This window comes from Klebsiella sp. CD33 (assembly GCF_051992865.1).
Classification (GTDB): Bacteria; Pseudomonadota; Gammaproteobacteria; order Enterobacterales; family Enterobacteriaceae; genus Klebsiella; species Klebsiella pneumoniae.
In genome coordinates this window covers 4,606,506-4,622,580 of sequence record NZ_CP197023.1, presented here as the reverse complement: position 1 = coordinate 4,622,580, position 16,075 = coordinate 4,606,506, and the positions used below count along the sequence as shown (strand labels likewise).

Sequence of the window (16,075 nt, the reverse complement as noted above, 5' to 3'; positions counted from 1 at the left end):
CGCTCTGAGAAAATGGAAGGAATATGGCTTCCAGTGTACCAAATGAAGTGAATTTTTCATTTATTGCGACGAAATACGCGATTCATTTCACGAAGAAACAGAAAAACGCCCGTTCCGCAAGGTGACGGAGACGGGCGTCGGGGGATCAGCGGTGGGCTTCGCGCCAGTAGCCAATAAGCGTCAGGTAGTTGCGTTTCACTTCCTCTATCAGGGCCTCATCGCTGAGCTCACCCTGCATCCAGCGCCGCGACGGCTGGCCAAAGATGGTGCGCCCGACGGCGAAACCTTTGATCATCGGGTGGGCGGCCGCCTCGGCGAAACCGGCGCGCAGTTTGTCGGAAGGCGCGTCAAGCCCGAGGATCAGGATCCCGCGGCTCCACGGATCTTCACGCTCGATAAGCGCGGTGATCTGCTGCCAGCTGGCGCTGGAGAGCGGCGGCAGCTTCCACCAGTCCGGCTTGATCCCCAGCTGATAGAAGTGTTCCAGCATAGTGTGGTAATGGCGCTCGTCTTTGTCCGGGCCATTTTCCGGCAGGATCACCTCCAGCAGCAGCTCATGGCCTGACTTGTTACAGGCCTGCCAGACCTCGAGCAGCAGGGCGTCCTGCTCTGCACGCAGCGCCGCCGGGTCGTCCGGGTGATAGAAGACCAGGCATTTGACGACATGCTCCAGCGGCCAGTCGATCAGCTGCGAGCCGATGTTGCCATGCTCCAGACGCAGCGGTCGCGAGCTGGGCAGTTCGATAGGGCGCCCGATCCACCAGCCCTTGCCGGTAATGGCGTTGAGCGCACGCTGGCCGTAGGTGCCGTCGGCCAGAATGCCGCTGCGCTGATCGAGACCTGCCTCCTGCGCCGCCGCTTCGGCCGCGGCCAACAACAGCAGCTTGAGCTGCGGAATGCAGGCTTCGTCGCGCCCGGTCTCCCGCGCCAGGTCGGCCAGCTGTTTACGATGGTCAAAGGCGAAAATGCACAGCTCCGGCCACTGTTGACGGCGGCTGGTGACCCGGTGCAGGTGGTTGAGGCGCTCGTCGACGTCCGGGCGCGGCACCGATTCGGCGCGCTGCAGGTAGTCATCAAGTTCGACTTTGGTCGGCATCGCCGGCGCGCAGCCGTGGCGGGAGACCACCAGCGCCCCGCAGGCGTTGGCGTAACGGCAAGCCTGCTCCCAGCCTTCGTCGTTGAGCCAGCCGCGCAGCAGACCCGACATAAAGGCATCTCCGGCGCCCAGCACGTTGAGAACCTCCACGCGCACGCCCTGCTGCAGCGGCACCTGGTCCCAGCTGTCCGGGATGTCGCCTTCCAGCACCACGCAGCCCATCGGCCCGCGCTTGCAGATGAGGGTGGCTTTGGTGGCATTGCGCACATTTTTCAGCGCGGTCAGGGTATCGGTGCTGCCCCCGGCAATATGAAACTCTTCTTCGGTTCCCACCACCAAATCGAACAGATGCAGCACTTCCTGCAGCTGGCTGGTGACCGGTCCGGACTCAATGAAACGGGTTTCGCCATCGCCGAGCGAGGTGAGCCCCCACAGCACCGGACGGTAATCGATATCCAGCGCGGTACGCAGGCCGTGACGGCGGGCGTACTCCAGCGCCTTCAGCACCGCGGCGCGGGTGTTGGCGTGCGACAGGTGGGTGCCAGTCACCGCCAGCGCCCGGGAGGAGGCAATATACTCCTCGCTAATGTCGTCAGGCGTTAAGGCCATATCGGCGCAGTTATCGCGGTAGAAAATCAGGGGGAAGGTCTCCTGATCCTTAATCCCCAGCATCACCAGCGCGGTCAGGCGAGATTTGTCGGTAATCAGATACTCGGTATCCACCCCGGCGCGGTTGAGCGTTTCGCGCAGGAAACGGCCGTTGTGTTCATCGCCAACGCGCGCCAGCATGGCCGATTTCAGCCCCTGAATCGCGGTGCCAAAGGCCACGTTGCCGGAGGAGCCGCCCAGATATTTCGCGAAACTGGCAACGTCTTCTAGCCGCGAACCAATCTGCTGGGCATAGAGGTCGACGGCCACCCGACCTATACAGATGACGTCGAGCCGCTTTACTGCTGCATTCATAGCTAGGATTTCCTTTTTGGTGTCTGCTGCCTGGAAGGGTCGGGATCCCGACGTCGACTCCGTGAACAGCCTGAGGGTTATTGGTTACCCTTAGTTTGAGAAATAAATATTTCATTTGCAAACTCGTTCGAAATTAAAAAACCAAAAGTGTGAGGAATCTACCACTCTGCCGCACTGAGCCTCGCGCGAGCGCGGATCGCCCCCTCTGTCGACCCGGGGGAAAATGAAACGCCAAATGGCATCCATTTACCTATGATTTTTAAGGGGATATTGCCGTCTGGTGCGGCAAAAAAGGGCCCGAAAACGTGTCTGGAATGTAAGTGAAACGTATGAAATGGGTAGAGAGTTTGATCCTTCTCGCAAAATGAAATATTTCTTCTGTATTTGTATTTAATGAAAAAAATGTTTGCCTATAATCCACAGGTATTCCAGTGACGTGAACGACGGCCCCGGCGGCATCGGCGCGACGCCACACACAAATACTGAACAATAAGGATTGTGCATCATGGGCAAACTGAGACTGACAACGGCGCAGGCGCTGGTGAAGTTCCTCGATAACCAGTACCTGGAAGTGGATGGCGTAGAGCTGAAGTTCGTGAAAGGCATTTTCGCGATTTTCGGCCATGGCAACGTCCTGGGGCTGGGGCAGGCGCTGGAGCAGGACAGCGGCGATATGCGCGTCTATCAGGGGCGCAACGAGCAGGGGATGGCCCACGCGGCCACCGGTTTTGCCCGCCAGGCCCTGCGCCGGCAGATTATCGCCTGCACCTCCTCCATCGGTCCGGGAGCGGCCAACATGATCACCGCCGCCGGCACCGCCAGCGCCAACCGCATCCCGCTGCTGCTGCTGCCGGGCGATGTCTTCGCCACCCGCCAGCCGGATCCGGTGCTCCAGCAGATTGAACAGAGCTACGATCTCAGCATCAGCACCAATGACGCTTTCCGCGCAGTCAGCAAATACTGGGACCGCATTACCCGCCCGGAACAGCTGATGAGCGCCTGCATCAACGCCATGCGCGTCCTGACCGACCCTGCGGAAACCGGCGCGGTAACGCTGTGCCTGCCGCAGGACGTGCAGGGCGAAGCCTGGGATTACCCGGAATCCTTCTTTGCGCGCCGCGTGCACCGTCTCGACCGCCGCCCGGCCAGCGCCGCGCAGCTGGCGGACGCCGTGGCGGCCATCAAAGGCAGCCGTAAACCGCTGATCGTCTGCGGCGGCGGGGTGAAATACTCCGGCGCGGGCGAAGCGCTGTCCCGTTTTGCCGAGCGCTACGGGGTGCCCTTCGCCGAAACCCAGGCCGGGAAGGGGACGGTGGTCTCTTCTCACCCCCTGAACGTCGGCGGCGTCGGCGAGACGGGCTGCCTGGCGGCGAACCTGCTGGCGAAAGAGGCCGACCTGGTGATCGGCGTCGGCACCCGCTTCAGCGATTTTACCACCGCCTCGAAATGGATTTTCCAGCACCCGGAGGTGCGTTTCCTGAATATTAACGTCAGCAACTTCGACGCCTGGAAGCTGGACGGCATTGCCATGCTGGCGGACGCCCGGGAAGCGATGACCGCTCTCGACGCGGCGCTGGCGGACAGCGGCTGGCAGGCCGGCTGGGGCGCGCAGATCGAGAGCGTGCAGAGCCGTCAGTTAAAAGAGACCCAGCGCGTCTACCAGGCGGTGTGGCAGGAGAAATCCTTTGTGCCGGAGATCGACGATCATCTCGATCGTGAATCGGTGTATCGCGAGTTCCGCCAGATCACCGACTCCACCCTGACCCAGAGCAGCGTTCTTGGGGTACTGAATGAAACGCTGCCGGCCGAGGCGGTGATCGTCGCGGCGGCGGGCAGCCTGCCAGGCGATCTGCAGCGCGTCTGGCGCAACCGCGCGGAAAACACCTACCACGTGGAGTACGGCTACTCCTGCATGGGATACGAAGTCAACGCCGCGCTGGGTGTGAAGCTGGCGCAGCCGCAGAGCGAAGTCTACTCCCTGGTCGGCGATGGCTCCTTCATGATGCTCCACTCTGAGCTGGTCACCTCCCTGCAGGAGCGGGCGAAGATCAACGTCGTGCTGTTCGACAACATGGCCAACGGCTGCATCAACAACCTGCAGATGGAGCACGGGATGGACAGCTTCGGCACCGAGTTCCGCTACCGTCAGCCGGAAACCGGCCAGCTACAGGGCGGCCTGGTGCCGGTGGACTTCGCCACCATCGCCGCCGGCTACGGCTGCAAAACCTGGCGCGTCACTACCCTGGACGAACTGCGCCACGCGCTGGACGCCGCCCGTCGCGAAACGGTCAGCACTCTGATTGATATTAAAGTGCTGCCGAAGACCATGGTGCACAAATACGGCAGCTGGTGGAACGTTGGTGTCGCCCAGACGGCGCTCTCTGAGCGGATCCGCAAGGTGGCGCAAATGATTAATGAAAAGCGCGCCCAGGCGCGTGATTACTAAAACGAACATCCACTCTGAATCCTACAGACTTACGGAGAAAACCATTATGTCGCTCAAATTAGGTGTCATCGGCGCTGGCGCTATCGGTAAAGAACACATCCGTCGCTGCACCCAGGTTCTGCAGGGGGCCACCGTTGTGGCGGTGTCTGATATCAATGCCGACAACGCCCGCGCGGCGGTCGCGCTGCCGGGCGTGCAGGCGGAAGTCTACGCCGACGGTCACGACGTGATTAACGCCAGCGATGTCGATGCCATCCTGGTCACCTCCTGGGACCCGACCCACGAAGAGTACACCCTGGCCGCCATCGCCGCCGGTAAGCCGGTATTCTGCGAAAAACCGCTGGCGATGTCTGCGGAAGGCTGCCGCCGCATCGTCGATGCCGAAATGAAGGCCGGCCGTCGTCTGGTGCAGGTTGGCTTTATGCGCCCGTACGACGAAGGCTATCTGGCGCTGAAAAAAGTGATCGACGATGGCGATATCGGCGCACCGCTGATGCTGCGCTGCGCCCACCGCAACCAGTCGGTCGGCGAGAACTACACCACCGATATGGCGATCACCAACACCCTGATCCACGAGCTGGACGTGCTGCGCTGGCTGCTGAACGATGACTACCGTTCCGTGCAGGTGCGCTTCCCGCGCTCCACCTCGCACACCCATGCGCGCCTGAAAGATCCGCAGATCGTCTCCTTTGAAACCAAAAAAGGCACTCTGATCGACGTCGAGGTGTTCGTGAACTGCCAGTACGGGTATGACATCCAGTGCGAAGTGGTTGGCGAGACCGGGATTGCCCGTCTGCCGGAGCCGTCTGCCGTCCAGATGCGCAAGTCCGCCAGTCTGTCGACCGCCATTCTGACCGACTGGAAAGACCGCTTTATCAAAGCCTACGACGTCGAGCTGCAGGCCTTTATCAACGACGTCAAAGCCGGCCAGCTGCACGGCCCGTCGGCCTGGGACGGCTACGCGGCGTCGGTGGCGGCGGATGCCTGCATTAAAGCGCAGGGAACCAGCGAGCCGGTTGAAGTGACGCTGCCTGAGTGCCCGGCATTCTACAAACGTTAAGCGCGTTTTGCTGACGGAACTTCTTTGCACAGGTAACGACGATGAAAATTGCCTTTGATGTGGATGTCATTAAGGACCTCGGGATCACCCGCATGGTCCATCAGGTAGCGGAGTGGGGCTACAAGTACATTGAACAGTCGCCGCACCCGCAGATTAACCCGTTCTACAAGCACCCGCGCGCCAGCCGGGAGATCATGGCGGAGTACAAGCAGGCGCTGCGCGATACCGGCCTTGAGCTATCGTCGTTTATCTGCGTCTACCGCTGGTCCGGCCCGGACGAACTGCGCCGTCAGGCGGCGGTAAAAAACTGGAAACGGCTGGTGGAAATTGCGGTAGAGATGGGCGTTCAGGTGATCAACACCGAGTTCTCCGGCGATCCGAATCAGCCTGAGATCTGCGATGAAATGTTCTATCGCTCAATGGAAGAGCTGTTGCCGATTTTTGAGCGGGAAGGCATCCGCGTGGAGATCCAGGCGCATCCCTGGGATTTCTGCGAAGAGAACAATGAAACCGTCGATATCGTGAAGTCGTTCCGCAGCGATAACGTGAAGTACGTCTACAGCGTGCCGCACACCTTTTTCTACGACAAAGGCGTCGGCGACGTGGCGAGCATGCTGCGCTATGCCGGGAGCGATCTCTCCCATGTCCTGATTGCGGACACCCGCAATCATACGAAACATTGCCGCTATATCGTTAACCCGCCGGGCGTGGATGCCGTGGTGCACCAGCACGTAGGCGTCGGGGAAGGGGATGTGGATTTCGACGCGCTATTCCGCACCCTGCGCGAAATGAAATTCGCCGAGCAGACCTTCAAGGTCGGCGGGGAGCCGATTGTCGCCACCTCGCTGTTTGGCTACCCGGAAAAAATGAAATACCAGGCAGTGGAAACCCGTGAACTTATTGAACGTGAATTGCTGCGCCGGTAAGGCGCAGCGGCAGGAGCCCTACTATGAACAAAGATAACGTCAAACTGGCTATCGCCCCGATCGGCTGGACTAACGATGATATGCCGGAGCTCGGCAGCGAAAACACTTTCCAGCAGATCGTCAGCGAAATGGCGCTGGCCGGCTTTACCGGCAGCGAAGTCGGCAGCAAATATCCGCGCGACCCGGCGGTTCTCAAGCCGATGCTGGATATTCGCGGCATTCAGATCTGCAACGCCTGGTTCAGTACCTTTTTCGCCAACGGCCAGCGGGAAAAAACCATTGATGAATTCGTCAATCACATGAACTTCCTTCATGCGATGGGCGCGAAAGTGATTGGCTGCTCCGAGCAGAGCGGCAGCATCCAGGGGCTGGATAAACCGATCCTCGGCGATGCGAAGCCGTGCTTCAGCGACGAAGAGTGGCAGAGGGTGGCAGAAGGCTACAACACCCTCGGCCGCCTGGCGGCGGAGAAGGGGATGCAGGTCTGTCTGCACCACCACATGGGCACCGGCATTCAGACCACCGCGGAAATCGACAAATTTATGTCGCTGGTGGACGAGCGCGTCTTCCTGCTGTTCGACACCGGCCACGCCTGGTATTCCGAAGGCGGCGAAGCGCCGATGCTGGCGATCCTCAAAAAGTATCTGCCGCGCATCAACCACGTTCACCTGAAAGACGTCCGCCCGCTGGTGATTGACCAGGTGCGCCGCGACGGCCTGTCGTTCCTCGACGGCGTGAAAAAAGGCACCTTCACCGTCCCGGGCGACGGGGTGATCGATTTCCGTCCGGTGTTCAAGCTGCTGGACGACTTTGGCTATAAAGGCTGGATGGTAGTGGAAGCCGAGCAGGATCCTGCTCTGGCCAATCCTTTCGAATACGCCGTCAAAGCGCGCAAATATATTCGCGAAACGGCAGGGATCTAATCGTTGTGACATTTTCAGGCCATACCGGGTATGGCCTGCTTTTTTCCTTTCACAACCGGACTCAGGGCTTAACCACAGCGCCGGACAGTTCCCTCTCCCTCAGGGAGAGGGCCAGGGTGAGGATGACGGGTAAAGCGTCACTTCACTTCCGCCAGCGCGGTCTTATCCACATACGGTTTCATCAGCGCGTCGGCTTCCTTCTGCGCCGCCTGCACCGCCGCTTCCGGCGTCACTTTGGCATCATTGACCACCGCCGCCAGCTGGTTCTCCATCGCCTTACGCACCGCCACGGTCTCCCAGGTGGAGTACCATGGATGGGCGTACTTCAGCTGCTCAAGGGCGATCGCCGCCCGCGGATCCTGCTGCAGATAGGCCTTCATCTCCGGCGTATCGTATGACGCCTTGCGCGGCGAGAAGTAGCCGGTGAAGCGGCTCCACGCGCCGTTCACCTCGGGGCTCACCAGATAGGTCAGGAACTGATACGCCGCTTTCTTCTGCGCCTCGTTGATGCCTTTAAAGCTCACCAGGCTGGCGCCGCCGATCGGCACCGCACGCTGCTCTTTGGCCGGCAGCATCGCTACCCCAAGCTCAAAATCTTTGCTGTTCTCGCGCATAAAGCCCAGCGCGCCGGTGCTGAGCATCGCCATCCCGAGCTTGCCAGAGAAGAACGCGGCGCTGATCTGCTTCGAGTTCAAGACCCCGGACAGCATCACCTTGTCCTTGTAGATCAGATCCTGCCAGAAGCGCAGAGCGCCGATGGCGGTCGGCGAGTTGTAATAGACCTCGCCCGGATAGTCTTCGTTAAAGTATTTCCCGCCGTTGGCGCGCACCAGCGCCGAGAAGATCCAGCCGCCGTAGTCGTCGTTAGTCGACGGCAGCATGATCCCCCACTGGTCTTTGCTCTCGTCGGTCAGCTTTTTGGCATCGGCCAGCAGCTCGGCCCAGGTCTGCGGCGGCTGTTTGATCCCGGCCCGATCGAACATCGTCTTGTTGTAGTAGAGGATCGGCGTCGAGTTATGGAACGGGATCGCATAGGTGGTGCCCATCACCTGGGCGTTCTTATGCATCGCGGGCCAGAATTCCTTGTGCAGAAAATCGCCGGCCTTTTGATCGCCATATTTAAACAGCTCATCCATCGGCAGGATCTCATCCTTCAGCGCCAGATCGGTGGTGAAGTTGGCGGACATGATCACCAGCGCCGGCGGCTGGCCGGCCTTCTGCGCCGATTCGGCTTTGATCTTGGTTGTGTCGTAGTTGCCGGTGAAGATCCCGCGTACTTCGACATCCTGCTGTGAGTCGTTGAATTGCTTAATGACGCGGGTCATCTCCATGGTCAGCTTGCCGTCCACCGGCGCCGGGAACATGAAGTCTATTTTCTCTTTCGCCAGCGCCGCGCCGCTCAGGGCAAGGCTGAGGCCAACCGCGACTAGCGTAAAAGGTTTAAACATGATTACACTCCATCAGTAAATTATGCTGGGTCTCAGCATGAAAAAGATGCACATCGGCAGGCGAAAAGCCGATCGGTAGCGACTCGCCTTTCTCCGGCACCGTGCCGCGGTGGCGGCGGCTAAAGCGCAGGGTGCCGATCGGGGTGCTGACGTGGAGCAGGTAATCGGCCCCCATCAGTTCTCGTTGCAGAACGGTGGCCGGCAGGCGCAGATGGCCCTCCTCCACGCGGTCGGTAATATGTTCCGGGCGAACGCCCAGCCAGACGCGGGTCTGATCCCGGTGGCGCGGCGGCAGCGGATGGCGCTGTTCTCCCAACAGTACTTCACCGTTGGCGCAGGGCAGCGACAGGAGGTTCATCGCCGGCGAACCGATAAATCCGGCCACGAACAGGTTGGCCGGGTTGGCATACAGATATTCTGGCCGTCCTACCTGCTGCACGTGGCCGCCGTTCATCACCACGATGCGGTCGGCCATCGACATCGCCTCGGTCTGATCGTGGGTCACATAGATGGTGCTGGTTTTCAGCTGCTGGTGGAGGGCCATAATGCTGTCGCGCACTTCGCTGCGCAGGCGGGCGTCGAGGTTGGAGAGCGGCTCGTCCATCAGAAACAGCCGCGGATTACGCACGATCGCCCGGGCCATCGCCACCCGCTGGCGCTGGCCGCCGGAGAGCTTCGCCGGTTTGCGGTCGAGCAGCGCCTCCAGCTGCAGCATCTGCGCCACTTTATCTACCCGCGGCTGCCAGCTGCTTTTCTCTTCCTTGCGCACCTTCATGCCGAAGGTGATGTTGTCGCGCACCGACAGATGCGGAAACAGGGCATAGTTCTGGAAGATCATCGCGAAGTTGCGCTCGCGCGGCGTGGTGGCGGTGATGTTCTCATCATGCAGCCAGATTTGGCCTTCGCTGACCGGTTCCAGCCCGGCGAGCAGGCGTAGCAGGGTGCTTTTCCCGCAGCCCGACGGGCCGACCAGCACCACGAATTCGCCTTCGTGAATATCCAGCGACAGGGCGCTGAGCGCCGGTTTGCCGTCGAAACGTTTACTGATGTTTTGCAGACTGAGCATGGCGGTTAGCGCTCTTCCGTTGGGCAACTGATGTTTTCGTCGTACAGCCACGGCCCGGCGTAGTGGGCCAGCGAGTGCTGGTAGCTCACCCACTGCTCGCCGACCTGACGGTGCATCAGGCACGAGGCCGGGGAGAGGTCGTAATAGGGCCGGGTGTCTTCGTGGCAGTACGGCACCTGATGAACGGTGCCGGGAATGGTGGAGATCAGCGCCTGGCGATACTGGGTCATGGTCAGGCTGTGGTTGTGGCCGCAGAAGATGCGCGTCAGTGACGGGAAACGCTCCACCAGCGCCAGCAGACGGTGGCCGTTTTCGCAGGCGATCGGGTCCATCTGCGCATTGCCCAGCGGCAGCGGCGGGTGGTGCATAAAGATCGTTGCCGGTTTGTCGCCGCCCTCGAACAGCTGGGCCTCCAGCCAGCTGATGGTCTCGTCGGTCAGCCAGCCTTTTGACGTGCCGGCATGACTGGAGTCGATAAATAGCAAGCGGGTGGCGAAGTCATCCACCGCATAGCGCATATTTTGCGGATCGTTGCCCAGCTGCGGGCACAGCGGGTGAAGATGCTCGAGAAAATGGGCTTTGTCGTCGTGGTTGCCGGGGATCAGATACAGCGGATAGCTCAGGCTGCCGAGGATCTGGCGGGCCACCTGATACTCCTCCGGGCGGCCGCAGTTGACGATATCCCCGCTCACCACCACCGCGTTCGGGCGCTCGCGCAGCGCGTTAAGCTGGGAGACCACGTCGGCGTTGGCGGCATTGACGTCGATAAAGCCGTACAGCTTCTCGCCGCGGCTGCGGAAATGGGTATCGGAAATGTGCGCTAACAGCATGAATCACTCCTTATTTGATCCCGGAGAAGCCGAAGCTCCGCAGGAACTGTTTCTGAAAAAGGATGAACGCCAGCATCAGCGGCAGGCAGACCATCAGCGTCCCGGCGCCGATGGTGCCCCACTGGCCGCCGGATTCGGCGCCCATGGCGAAGGAGACCAGCCCGACGGTCAGCACCTGCTTATCGGGATCGTTGAGCATCATCAGCGGCCACAGGTACTCGTTCCAGTGGTAGGTAATGCTGACGGTGGCGAAGGCCAGCACCGACGGCCAGGACATCGGCAGCAGTACGCGGAACAGCACCTGCCACCAGCGGCAGCCCTCCATCAGCGCCGCCTCCTCCAGCTCTTTCGGGATGGCGAGGAACGCCTGACGCATCAGGAACACGCCGAACGCCGAGGTGAAGTAGGGCATCATCACCCCGGTGAGGGTGTTGAGCAGGCCGAAGGTTTTCAGGGTCAGCATGTTCGGCACCATCATCACCACCGGCATGATCATCAGCTGCACCAGGAACAGGAGAAACAGCGTCTGCTTGCCGCGAAATTCGTGGCAGGCGAAGACGTAGCCGGCGGTGGTGATGGTCAACAGCTGCACGAAGAAGGTGCCGAAGGTGAAGATAAGGGTGTTGGCGTACAGGCTCAGCCAGTCGGCGCTGTTCCAGGCGTCGCGGAAGTTATCGAGAGTCAGCGGCAGGCGGGGCAGCAGCGACGCCATATCGTCGCCGAAGGTGGTGGCGCTGAACGAGGTCGCCAGCATCCAGATAAACGGGCTGACCCACAGCAGCGCCATGCAGCACATTAATACTGTGAGCGTAAAGGGCGACGAGCGGCGCAGGCGCAGCCACAGCGGACGGGCGGCGGCGGGCGTGCGGACCAGCAGCGGCGAGATTTCAGCGCTCATAGTGGGCTCCTTTCTCCAGCAGTTTCAGGTTAATCAGCGAGAAGGCGAACAGCCCGGCCAGGGTGAGGAAGGTGGCGGCGGAGGCTTTACCGAGGTCGTGGGTATCCCAGGCGAGATTCTGGATGTAATAGAGCAGCACGGTGGTGGCGTTGTCCGGCCCGCCGCGGGTCATCACCGCCACGTGGTCGATCTGGGTGATGGAGTAGATCAGCGCGGTGGTGATCACAAAGCTCAGGGTCGGGCGCAGCAGCGGTAGCGTGACCTTAAAAAAGACCTGCGTGCGGGTAGCCCCCTCCATCAGCGCCGCTTCCCGCGTCGAGGCCGGAATGCTCTGCAGCCCGGCGAGGAAAAACAGCATGTAGTAGCCGGCGAACTTCCACACGCCGATCAGCGCCAGGGCCAGCAGCGCGCTGTTGCTGCGCCCCAGCCAGTTGTTGTTCATCGGCCCGAACAGCTTTGCCAGATAGTGGTCGAGCAGGCCGAGGCCGGGCATAAAGATAAACAGCCACAGCGCGGCGGCGCTGACCATCGGGATAATCATCGGGAAGAAAAAGGCGGTGCGCAGCCAGCGGTTGACGCGATGGTTCTCGCTCAGGGCGACCGCCAGCAGCAGGGCGAGGGTCACCCCGGGCACCACCGTCAGCAGGATATAGAGCAGATTATTGACCAGCGACTGCCAGAAAACGCCGTCGGCAAACAGGCGGGCGAAGTTATCCAGCCCGACGTACTGCGCGCCGTCGCTGGCCATGCGGGTATCAAACAGGCTGTCATACACCGAACGCCCCAGCGGGAACCAGGTAAACAGCAGTAAAAACAGCAGGGAAGGCGACAGGATCAGCCAGGGAAGCCAGGTCTTTCTCATGGTGACGCGCATCTCGTTCAGCCATTTATCGAAGCCCGGATTGTGGGAAGCAATGACTACAGAGGCATGGCGGGGAGATGACGGTTTGATGAAGCGACGGGGAAAACGCCGGGCGAGCGTGCCGCCCGGCGGGAGATAACCATCAGAAGTCGGCTTTCAGCACCGCGCGGTAGCGGGCTTTGCCTTCGCGAACGTGTTTCAGCGCTTCGTTAATCTGCGACATCGGGAACAGCTCGGTGGTCGGAGCCACTTTGCTGCGCCCGGCAAACTTCATCAGCGTGCGCAATTCGGACGGGTTACCGGTCGCCGAGCCGGAGATGCTGCGGTCGCCGCCGATCAGGGTAAAGGCCGGCACCGGGAACGGCTTCATCACCGCGCCGACGGTATGGAAGTTGCCGCCGTAAGCCAGGGCTTCGAAGTACGGCTGCCAGTCGAGGTCCACCGCCACGGTGTTGATGATCAGGTCGAACTGACCGGCCAGCGCTTTTAAGGCTTCAGGATCGCGGCTGTTGACCACGCGATCGGCGCCCATCGCCAGCACTTCCTGCTCTTTCGCCGGGTTGGAGCTGAAGGCGGTCACTTCCGCGCCCATCGCCCGCAGCAGCTTAATGGCGATATGGCCGAGGCCGCCGATGCCGATCACCCCGACGCGGCTGGTGGCGGTGACGTGGTGGGTCAGCAGCGGTTTAAAGACGGTGATGCCGCCGCACAGCATCGGGCCGGCGGACGCCAGATCGATGCTCTCCGGCAGGGGGATCACCCACTGCCAGTCGGCGCGCAGCTTATTGGCGAAGCCGCCGCGGTTGAGAATGGTCGGCACCGAGCCTTCCAGACAGTTGATCTGGTTGCCGCTGATGCAGGCGTCGCAATGGCCGCAGCTGCGCGCCGTCCAGCCGATGCCGACCTTCTGGCCAATCTTCAGCCCTTTATCCTGCGCCGCGCTGCCCAGCGCCGCCACCCGGCCAATCACCTCGTGACCGGCCACCAGCGGGTAGCTCGACATCCCCCATTCGTTGTCGATCATCGACAGGTCCGAATGGCAGATCCCGCAGTATTCCACCTCAACTTCGACATCTTCCGGCTGCAGCTCGCCGGCATCGTATTCCCACAGCGACAGATCGGCGCCCGCTTCTTTGGCGGCGTAGCTTTTAATGATGCTCATGTTCATTTCCTTGGGGTTGGCGTGATAACCCAGAAAGTGTAGAGCATGGTATTCCCCGGCGCTTGGCAATCGGAGGGGTCGCGAAGCGGGCGGACCAGCCGCCCGTTAAGGTCAGCGGCTGGCCAGCGGCCACTGATTAAGGAGGATGCCGCGCTGCGGGGCGTTCTCGGCAAAATCATCCAGCACCGCCCGCACGTCCGGGTCGAGATAGCCGACGCTGTCGTGCTCGACGATCACCACGCTCTTTTCCGGAATCTTCGCCAGCAGGGCCAGCAGATGCGGATTGTGCATAAAGGTCAGATTCTGCTGTATGCGCAGCACGTAGTGGTCATCGTAGCGCGCCAGCTGCAGCGAGTGGCGATGGCTGCGCCAGAGGCTGAACGCCATCTGGGTGGCAAGACCAATCCCGATCCCCGCCAGCATGCCGAAGGCGATAATCCCGCCGATGGTGGCGAGGAACGGAACGTACTGCGCCGCCCCCTGGCGGAACTGCTCGATGAACAGCCGCGGGGTCGCCAGCTTATAGCCGGTATACAGCAGCACGGCGGCGAGGCTGGCGAGCGGGATTAAGGTTAGCAGACCGCTAAACCACAGGCCGCAGATCAGCAGCAGCACGCCGTGGATAAAGATCGACAGTTTACTTTGCGCGCCATTGCTGACTTTCACCGAGCTGCGGACGATCACCGCGGTGATCGGCATCGCCCCCAGCACGCCGGAGAGCAGGTTGCCGACGCCCTGGGCGACCATTTCGCGGTTCGGCGAAGGCGGCGGATTTTGCGGGCGCAGCTTTTTCAGCGCCTCCTGGCTGAGCAGGGTTTCGAGGCTGGCGACCAGCGCCAGGGTTACCGCCACCACCCACACCGACGGATTGCGCCACGCGTTCCACGCCGGAGATTCCAGCTCGCCCAGCAGGTCGCCGAGGCTGCCGAACGCCGGCAGGGTAATACGCGGCAGAGCGGCCAGCTGCTGCGGCGCAAAATGGGTCAGCAGCAGGGTGGTCACGCAGCCGAGCAGGACGGCGATCAGCGGCCCGGGGATCCAGCGCAGGCTCTTCACCCGGCGGATAAGCGGCGAGCCCCACAGCCAGAGCACCAGCAGGCCGCCCGCGGCGACGGCGATAGCACTGAGGGAGAAGGTGGCGTTACCCTTCACGATATCAACGAGCCCGGTCTCTTCTGCGCTGCCGAGCGCAACGGGGATCTGCTGCATAATCAGCAGGATGCCGATCGCCGCCAGCATGCCTTTGATGACGCTGGCGGGAACGAGGGAGATAAAGCGCCCGGCCCGCAGGATCCCGAACAGCAGCTGCAGCACGCCGGCCAGCACCAGCGCCATCAGGAAGAGGGAGAAGGAACCCAGGGATTCAATGGCGGCGACGACGATGGTGACCAGTCCGGCGGCGGGGCCGCTGACGGCGAAGCGGGAGGGGCTGAGGGCGGTGACGACCAGGCCGCCGATGATGCCGGTCAGCAGGCCGACGAAGGGCGGTAAGCCGCTGGCCTGGGCGATGCCGAGGCACAGCGGCAGGGCGACAAGGAAGACGACGATGCCGGCGAGAGAGTCCTGACGAAACGTATTCATGGGGCGTGCTCCTGCGGTGAGAGGTGTTCGACGAGGGTGGTTAAATGGCCGGAAGCCAGATCGTAGACGCAGCCGTGCAGGCTGAGGGGCCGCCCGCTGGCGAGCACCGTCTGCACCGGCTCACTCTCCAGCAGACGGGCGAACTGGGCGCGAACGTTGGCTTCCACCAGGGCGTCCAGCGCATGACGAGAGCGCTCCGCGTCGGTGCTGGCGCTGGCGCCGGGGGAGGCCGCAACACAACATCCATCGGCGATCTGTGCAATTTCGTGATGCAGGGTGTGGCGCAGCTGGCCGATGCGGCGAGCCAGCGCCGAGGACTCCTGCGCCAGCGGTAGGGTGGGCAGGGAAAGCGCCGCCTGCACGCCGCCGCAGCCGTAGTGGCCGCAGAGCACCACCCGCTCCACCTCAAGGTAGTGGAGGGCATACTGCAGGACGCTCATGACGTTGTCGTCGGCGGGATCGAGCATGTTGGCGATATTGCGGTGGACAAAGAGCTCGCCGGGCTGACTGCCGGTGAGCACCTCGGCGGGCACGCGGCTGTCGGAGCAGCCGATCCACAGCGAGTGGGGCCGCTGCCCGTCGACCCATTTTTCGAAATAGTCCGGGTCATGCTGACACTTCTGCAGCGCCCAGCTGCGGTTGCGGGCCAGCAAAGGTTTTAACGTCGTCACAGGTATTCTCCTGAGTTAATTCATCGAGTGAATATGTCCATCAAGACTCGTACAGCGACTAGTAAAAATAGTGTTTACCGGAACCCTTCACGCCTGAGGAAAATCCTGGAATAAACGGCAAAAAGAAAACTTTTCATTAATGT

At 61.5% G+C, this 16,075-nt stretch carries 13 protein-coding genes; 4 read left to right on the top strand and 9 right to left on the bottom strand.

All coding sequences use genetic code 11. The features are described 5' to 3' along the window. Positions 1–145: 145 nt before the first annotated feature. Entirely contained in the window at positions 146–2,059 is a 1,914-nt protein-coding gene (locus tag ACR809_RS22620; protein WP_122051592.1) for a bifunctional 5-dehydro-2-deoxygluconokinase/5-dehydro-2-deoxyphosphogluconate aldolase, read from the bottom strand. Between the two features lie 505 nt (positions 2,060–2,564). Here ACR809_RS22620 and iolD point away from each other — a divergent pair. Genes iolD through iolE form a run of 4 tightly spaced genes read left to right on the top strand, consistent with a single transcriptional unit; the run spans position 2,565 to position 7,414 of the window. After that, positions 2,565–4,505, top strand: a complete 1,941-nt coding sequence (gene iolD, locus ACR809_RS22615; protein WP_004186736.1) for a 3D-(3,5/4)-trihydroxycyclohexane-1,2-dione acylhydrolase (decyclizing) — start codon at positions 2,565–2,567, stop codon at positions 4,503–4,505. A 46-nt stretch (positions 4,506–4,551) separates the two neighbouring features. Next, entirely contained in the window at positions 4,552–5,565 is a 1,014-nt protein-coding gene (locus tag ACR809_RS22610) for a Gfo/Idh/MocA family protein (protein WP_004152192.1), read from the top strand. A gap of 41 nt (positions 5,566–5,606) precedes the next feature. After that, positions 5,607–6,491 carry a sugar phosphate isomerase/epimerase family protein gene (locus ACR809_RS22605; RefSeq protein ID WP_004152193.1) on the top strand — a complete coding sequence of 295 codons (885 nt, stop codon included), beginning with the start codon at positions 5,607–5,609 and terminating at the stop codon, positions 6,489–6,491. 23 nt (positions 6,492–6,514) lie between these two features. Further along, positions 6,515–7,414 (top strand): myo-inosose-2 dehydratase, encoded by a 900-nt coding sequence (gene iolE, locus ACR809_RS22600; RefSeq protein ID WP_122051591.1) that lies wholly within the window; start codon positions 6,515–6,517, stop codon positions 7,412–7,414. Positions 7,415–7,551: 137 nt separating this feature from the next. Here iolE and ACR809_RS22595 read toward each other — a convergent pair whose 3' ends face one another. The 8 genes from ACR809_RS22595 to ACR809_RS22560 all read right to left on the bottom strand — a co-directional run bounded on the left by ACR809_RS22595 (position 7,552) and on the right by ACR809_RS22560 (position 15,932). Continuing rightward, on the bottom strand, positions 7,552–8,862 hold the full coding sequence (locus ACR809_RS22595; RefSeq protein WP_122051590.1) for an ABC transporter substrate-binding protein: 1,311 nt from the start codon (positions 8,860–8,862) through the stop codon (positions 7,552–7,554). Continuing rightward, a complete protein-coding gene (locus tag ACR809_RS22590) occupies positions 8,855–9,928 on the bottom strand; it encodes an ABC transporter ATP-binding protein (protein WP_016529154.1) in 1,074 nt (357 codons plus the stop codon). The genes ACR809_RS22595 and ACR809_RS22590 overlap by 8 nt, the downstream gene beginning before the upstream one ends. A 5-nt stretch (positions 9,929–9,933) precedes the next feature. Then, positions 9,934–10,758, bottom strand: a complete 825-nt coding sequence (locus ACR809_RS22585) for a phosphodiesterase (RefSeq protein WP_060175506.1) — start codon at positions 10,756–10,758, stop codon at positions 9,934–9,936. Positions 10,759–10,768: 10 nt separating this feature from the next. Then, a complete protein-coding gene (locus tag ACR809_RS22580; protein WP_032415889.1) occupies positions 10,769–11,656 on the bottom strand; it encodes a carbohydrate ABC transporter permease in 888 nt (295 codons plus the stop codon). Then, positions 11,646–12,530: a carbohydrate ABC transporter permease gene (locus ACR809_RS22575; protein ID WP_012737244.1), complete on the bottom strand. Its 885-nt coding sequence runs from the start codon at positions 12,528–12,530 to the stop codon at positions 11,646–11,648. The genes ACR809_RS22580 and ACR809_RS22575 overlap by 11 nt, the downstream gene beginning before the upstream one ends. A 130-nt stretch (positions 12,531–12,660) precedes the next feature. Continuing rightward, positions 12,661–13,680 (bottom strand): NADPH-dependent aldehyde reductase Ahr, encoded by a 1,020-nt coding sequence (gene ahr, locus ACR809_RS22570; protein WP_004178400.1) that lies wholly within the window; start codon positions 13,678–13,680, stop codon positions 12,661–12,663. Between the two features lie 111 nt (positions 13,681–13,791). After that, positions 13,792–15,261, bottom strand: a complete 1,470-nt coding sequence (locus ACR809_RS22565; protein WP_122051589.1) for a SulP family inorganic anion transporter — start codon at positions 15,259–15,261, stop codon at positions 13,792–13,794. Continuing rightward, positions 15,258–15,932, bottom strand: coding sequence for a carbonic anhydrase (locus tag ACR809_RS22560; RefSeq protein WP_122051588.1), 675 nt, complete (start codon positions 15,930–15,932; stop codon positions 15,258–15,260). Before ACR809_RS22560 ends, ACR809_RS22565 begins: the two co-directional genes overlap by 4 nt. Positions 15,933–16,075 lie beyond the last annotated feature (143 nt).

Coding starts and splice junctions, on each gene's coding strand:
- ACR809_RS22605 (WP_004152193.1), top strand. CDS start 5,607: ATGAAAATTGCCTTTGATGTGGATGTCATTAAGGACCTCGGGATCACC.
- iolE (WP_122051591.1), top strand. CDS start 6,515: ATGAACAAAGATAACGTCAAACTGGCTATCGCCCCGATCGGCTGGACT.
- ACR809_RS22580 (WP_032415889.1), bottom strand. CDS start 11,656: ATGAGCGCTGAAATCTCGCCGCTGCTGGTCCGCACGCCCGCCGCCGCC.
- ACR809_RS22620 (WP_122051592.1), bottom strand. CDS start 2,059: ATGAATGCAGCAGTAAAGCGGCTCGACGTCATCTGTATAGGTCGGGTG.
- ACR809_RS22590 (WP_016529154.1), bottom strand. CDS start 9,928: ATGCTCAGTCTGCAAAACATCAGTAAACGTTTCGACGGCAAACCGGCG.
- iolD (WP_004186736.1), top strand. CDS start 2,565: ATGGGCAAACTGAGACTGACAACGGCGCAGGCGCTGGTGAAGTTCCTC.
- ACR809_RS22565 (WP_122051589.1), bottom strand. CDS start 15,261: ATGAATACGTTTCGTCAGGACTCTCTCGCCGGCATCGTCGTCTTCCTT.
- ahr (WP_004178400.1), bottom strand. CDS start 13,680: ATGAGCATCATTAAAAGCTACGCCGCCAAAGAAGCGGGCGCCGATCTG.
- ACR809_RS22575 (WP_012737244.1), bottom strand. CDS start 12,530: ATGCGCGTCACCATGAGAAAGACCTGGCTTCCCTGGCTGATCCTGTCG.
- ACR809_RS22595 (WP_122051590.1), bottom strand. CDS start 8,862: ATGTTTAAACCTTTTACGCTAGTCGCGGTTGGCCTCAGCCTTGCCCTG.
- ACR809_RS22610 (WP_004152192.1), top strand. CDS start 4,552: ATGTCGCTCAAATTAGGTGTCATCGGCGCTGGCGCTATCGGTAAAGAA.
- ACR809_RS22585 (WP_060175506.1), bottom strand. CDS start 10,758: ATGCTGTTAGCGCACATTTCCGATACCCATTTCCGCAGCCGCGGCGAG.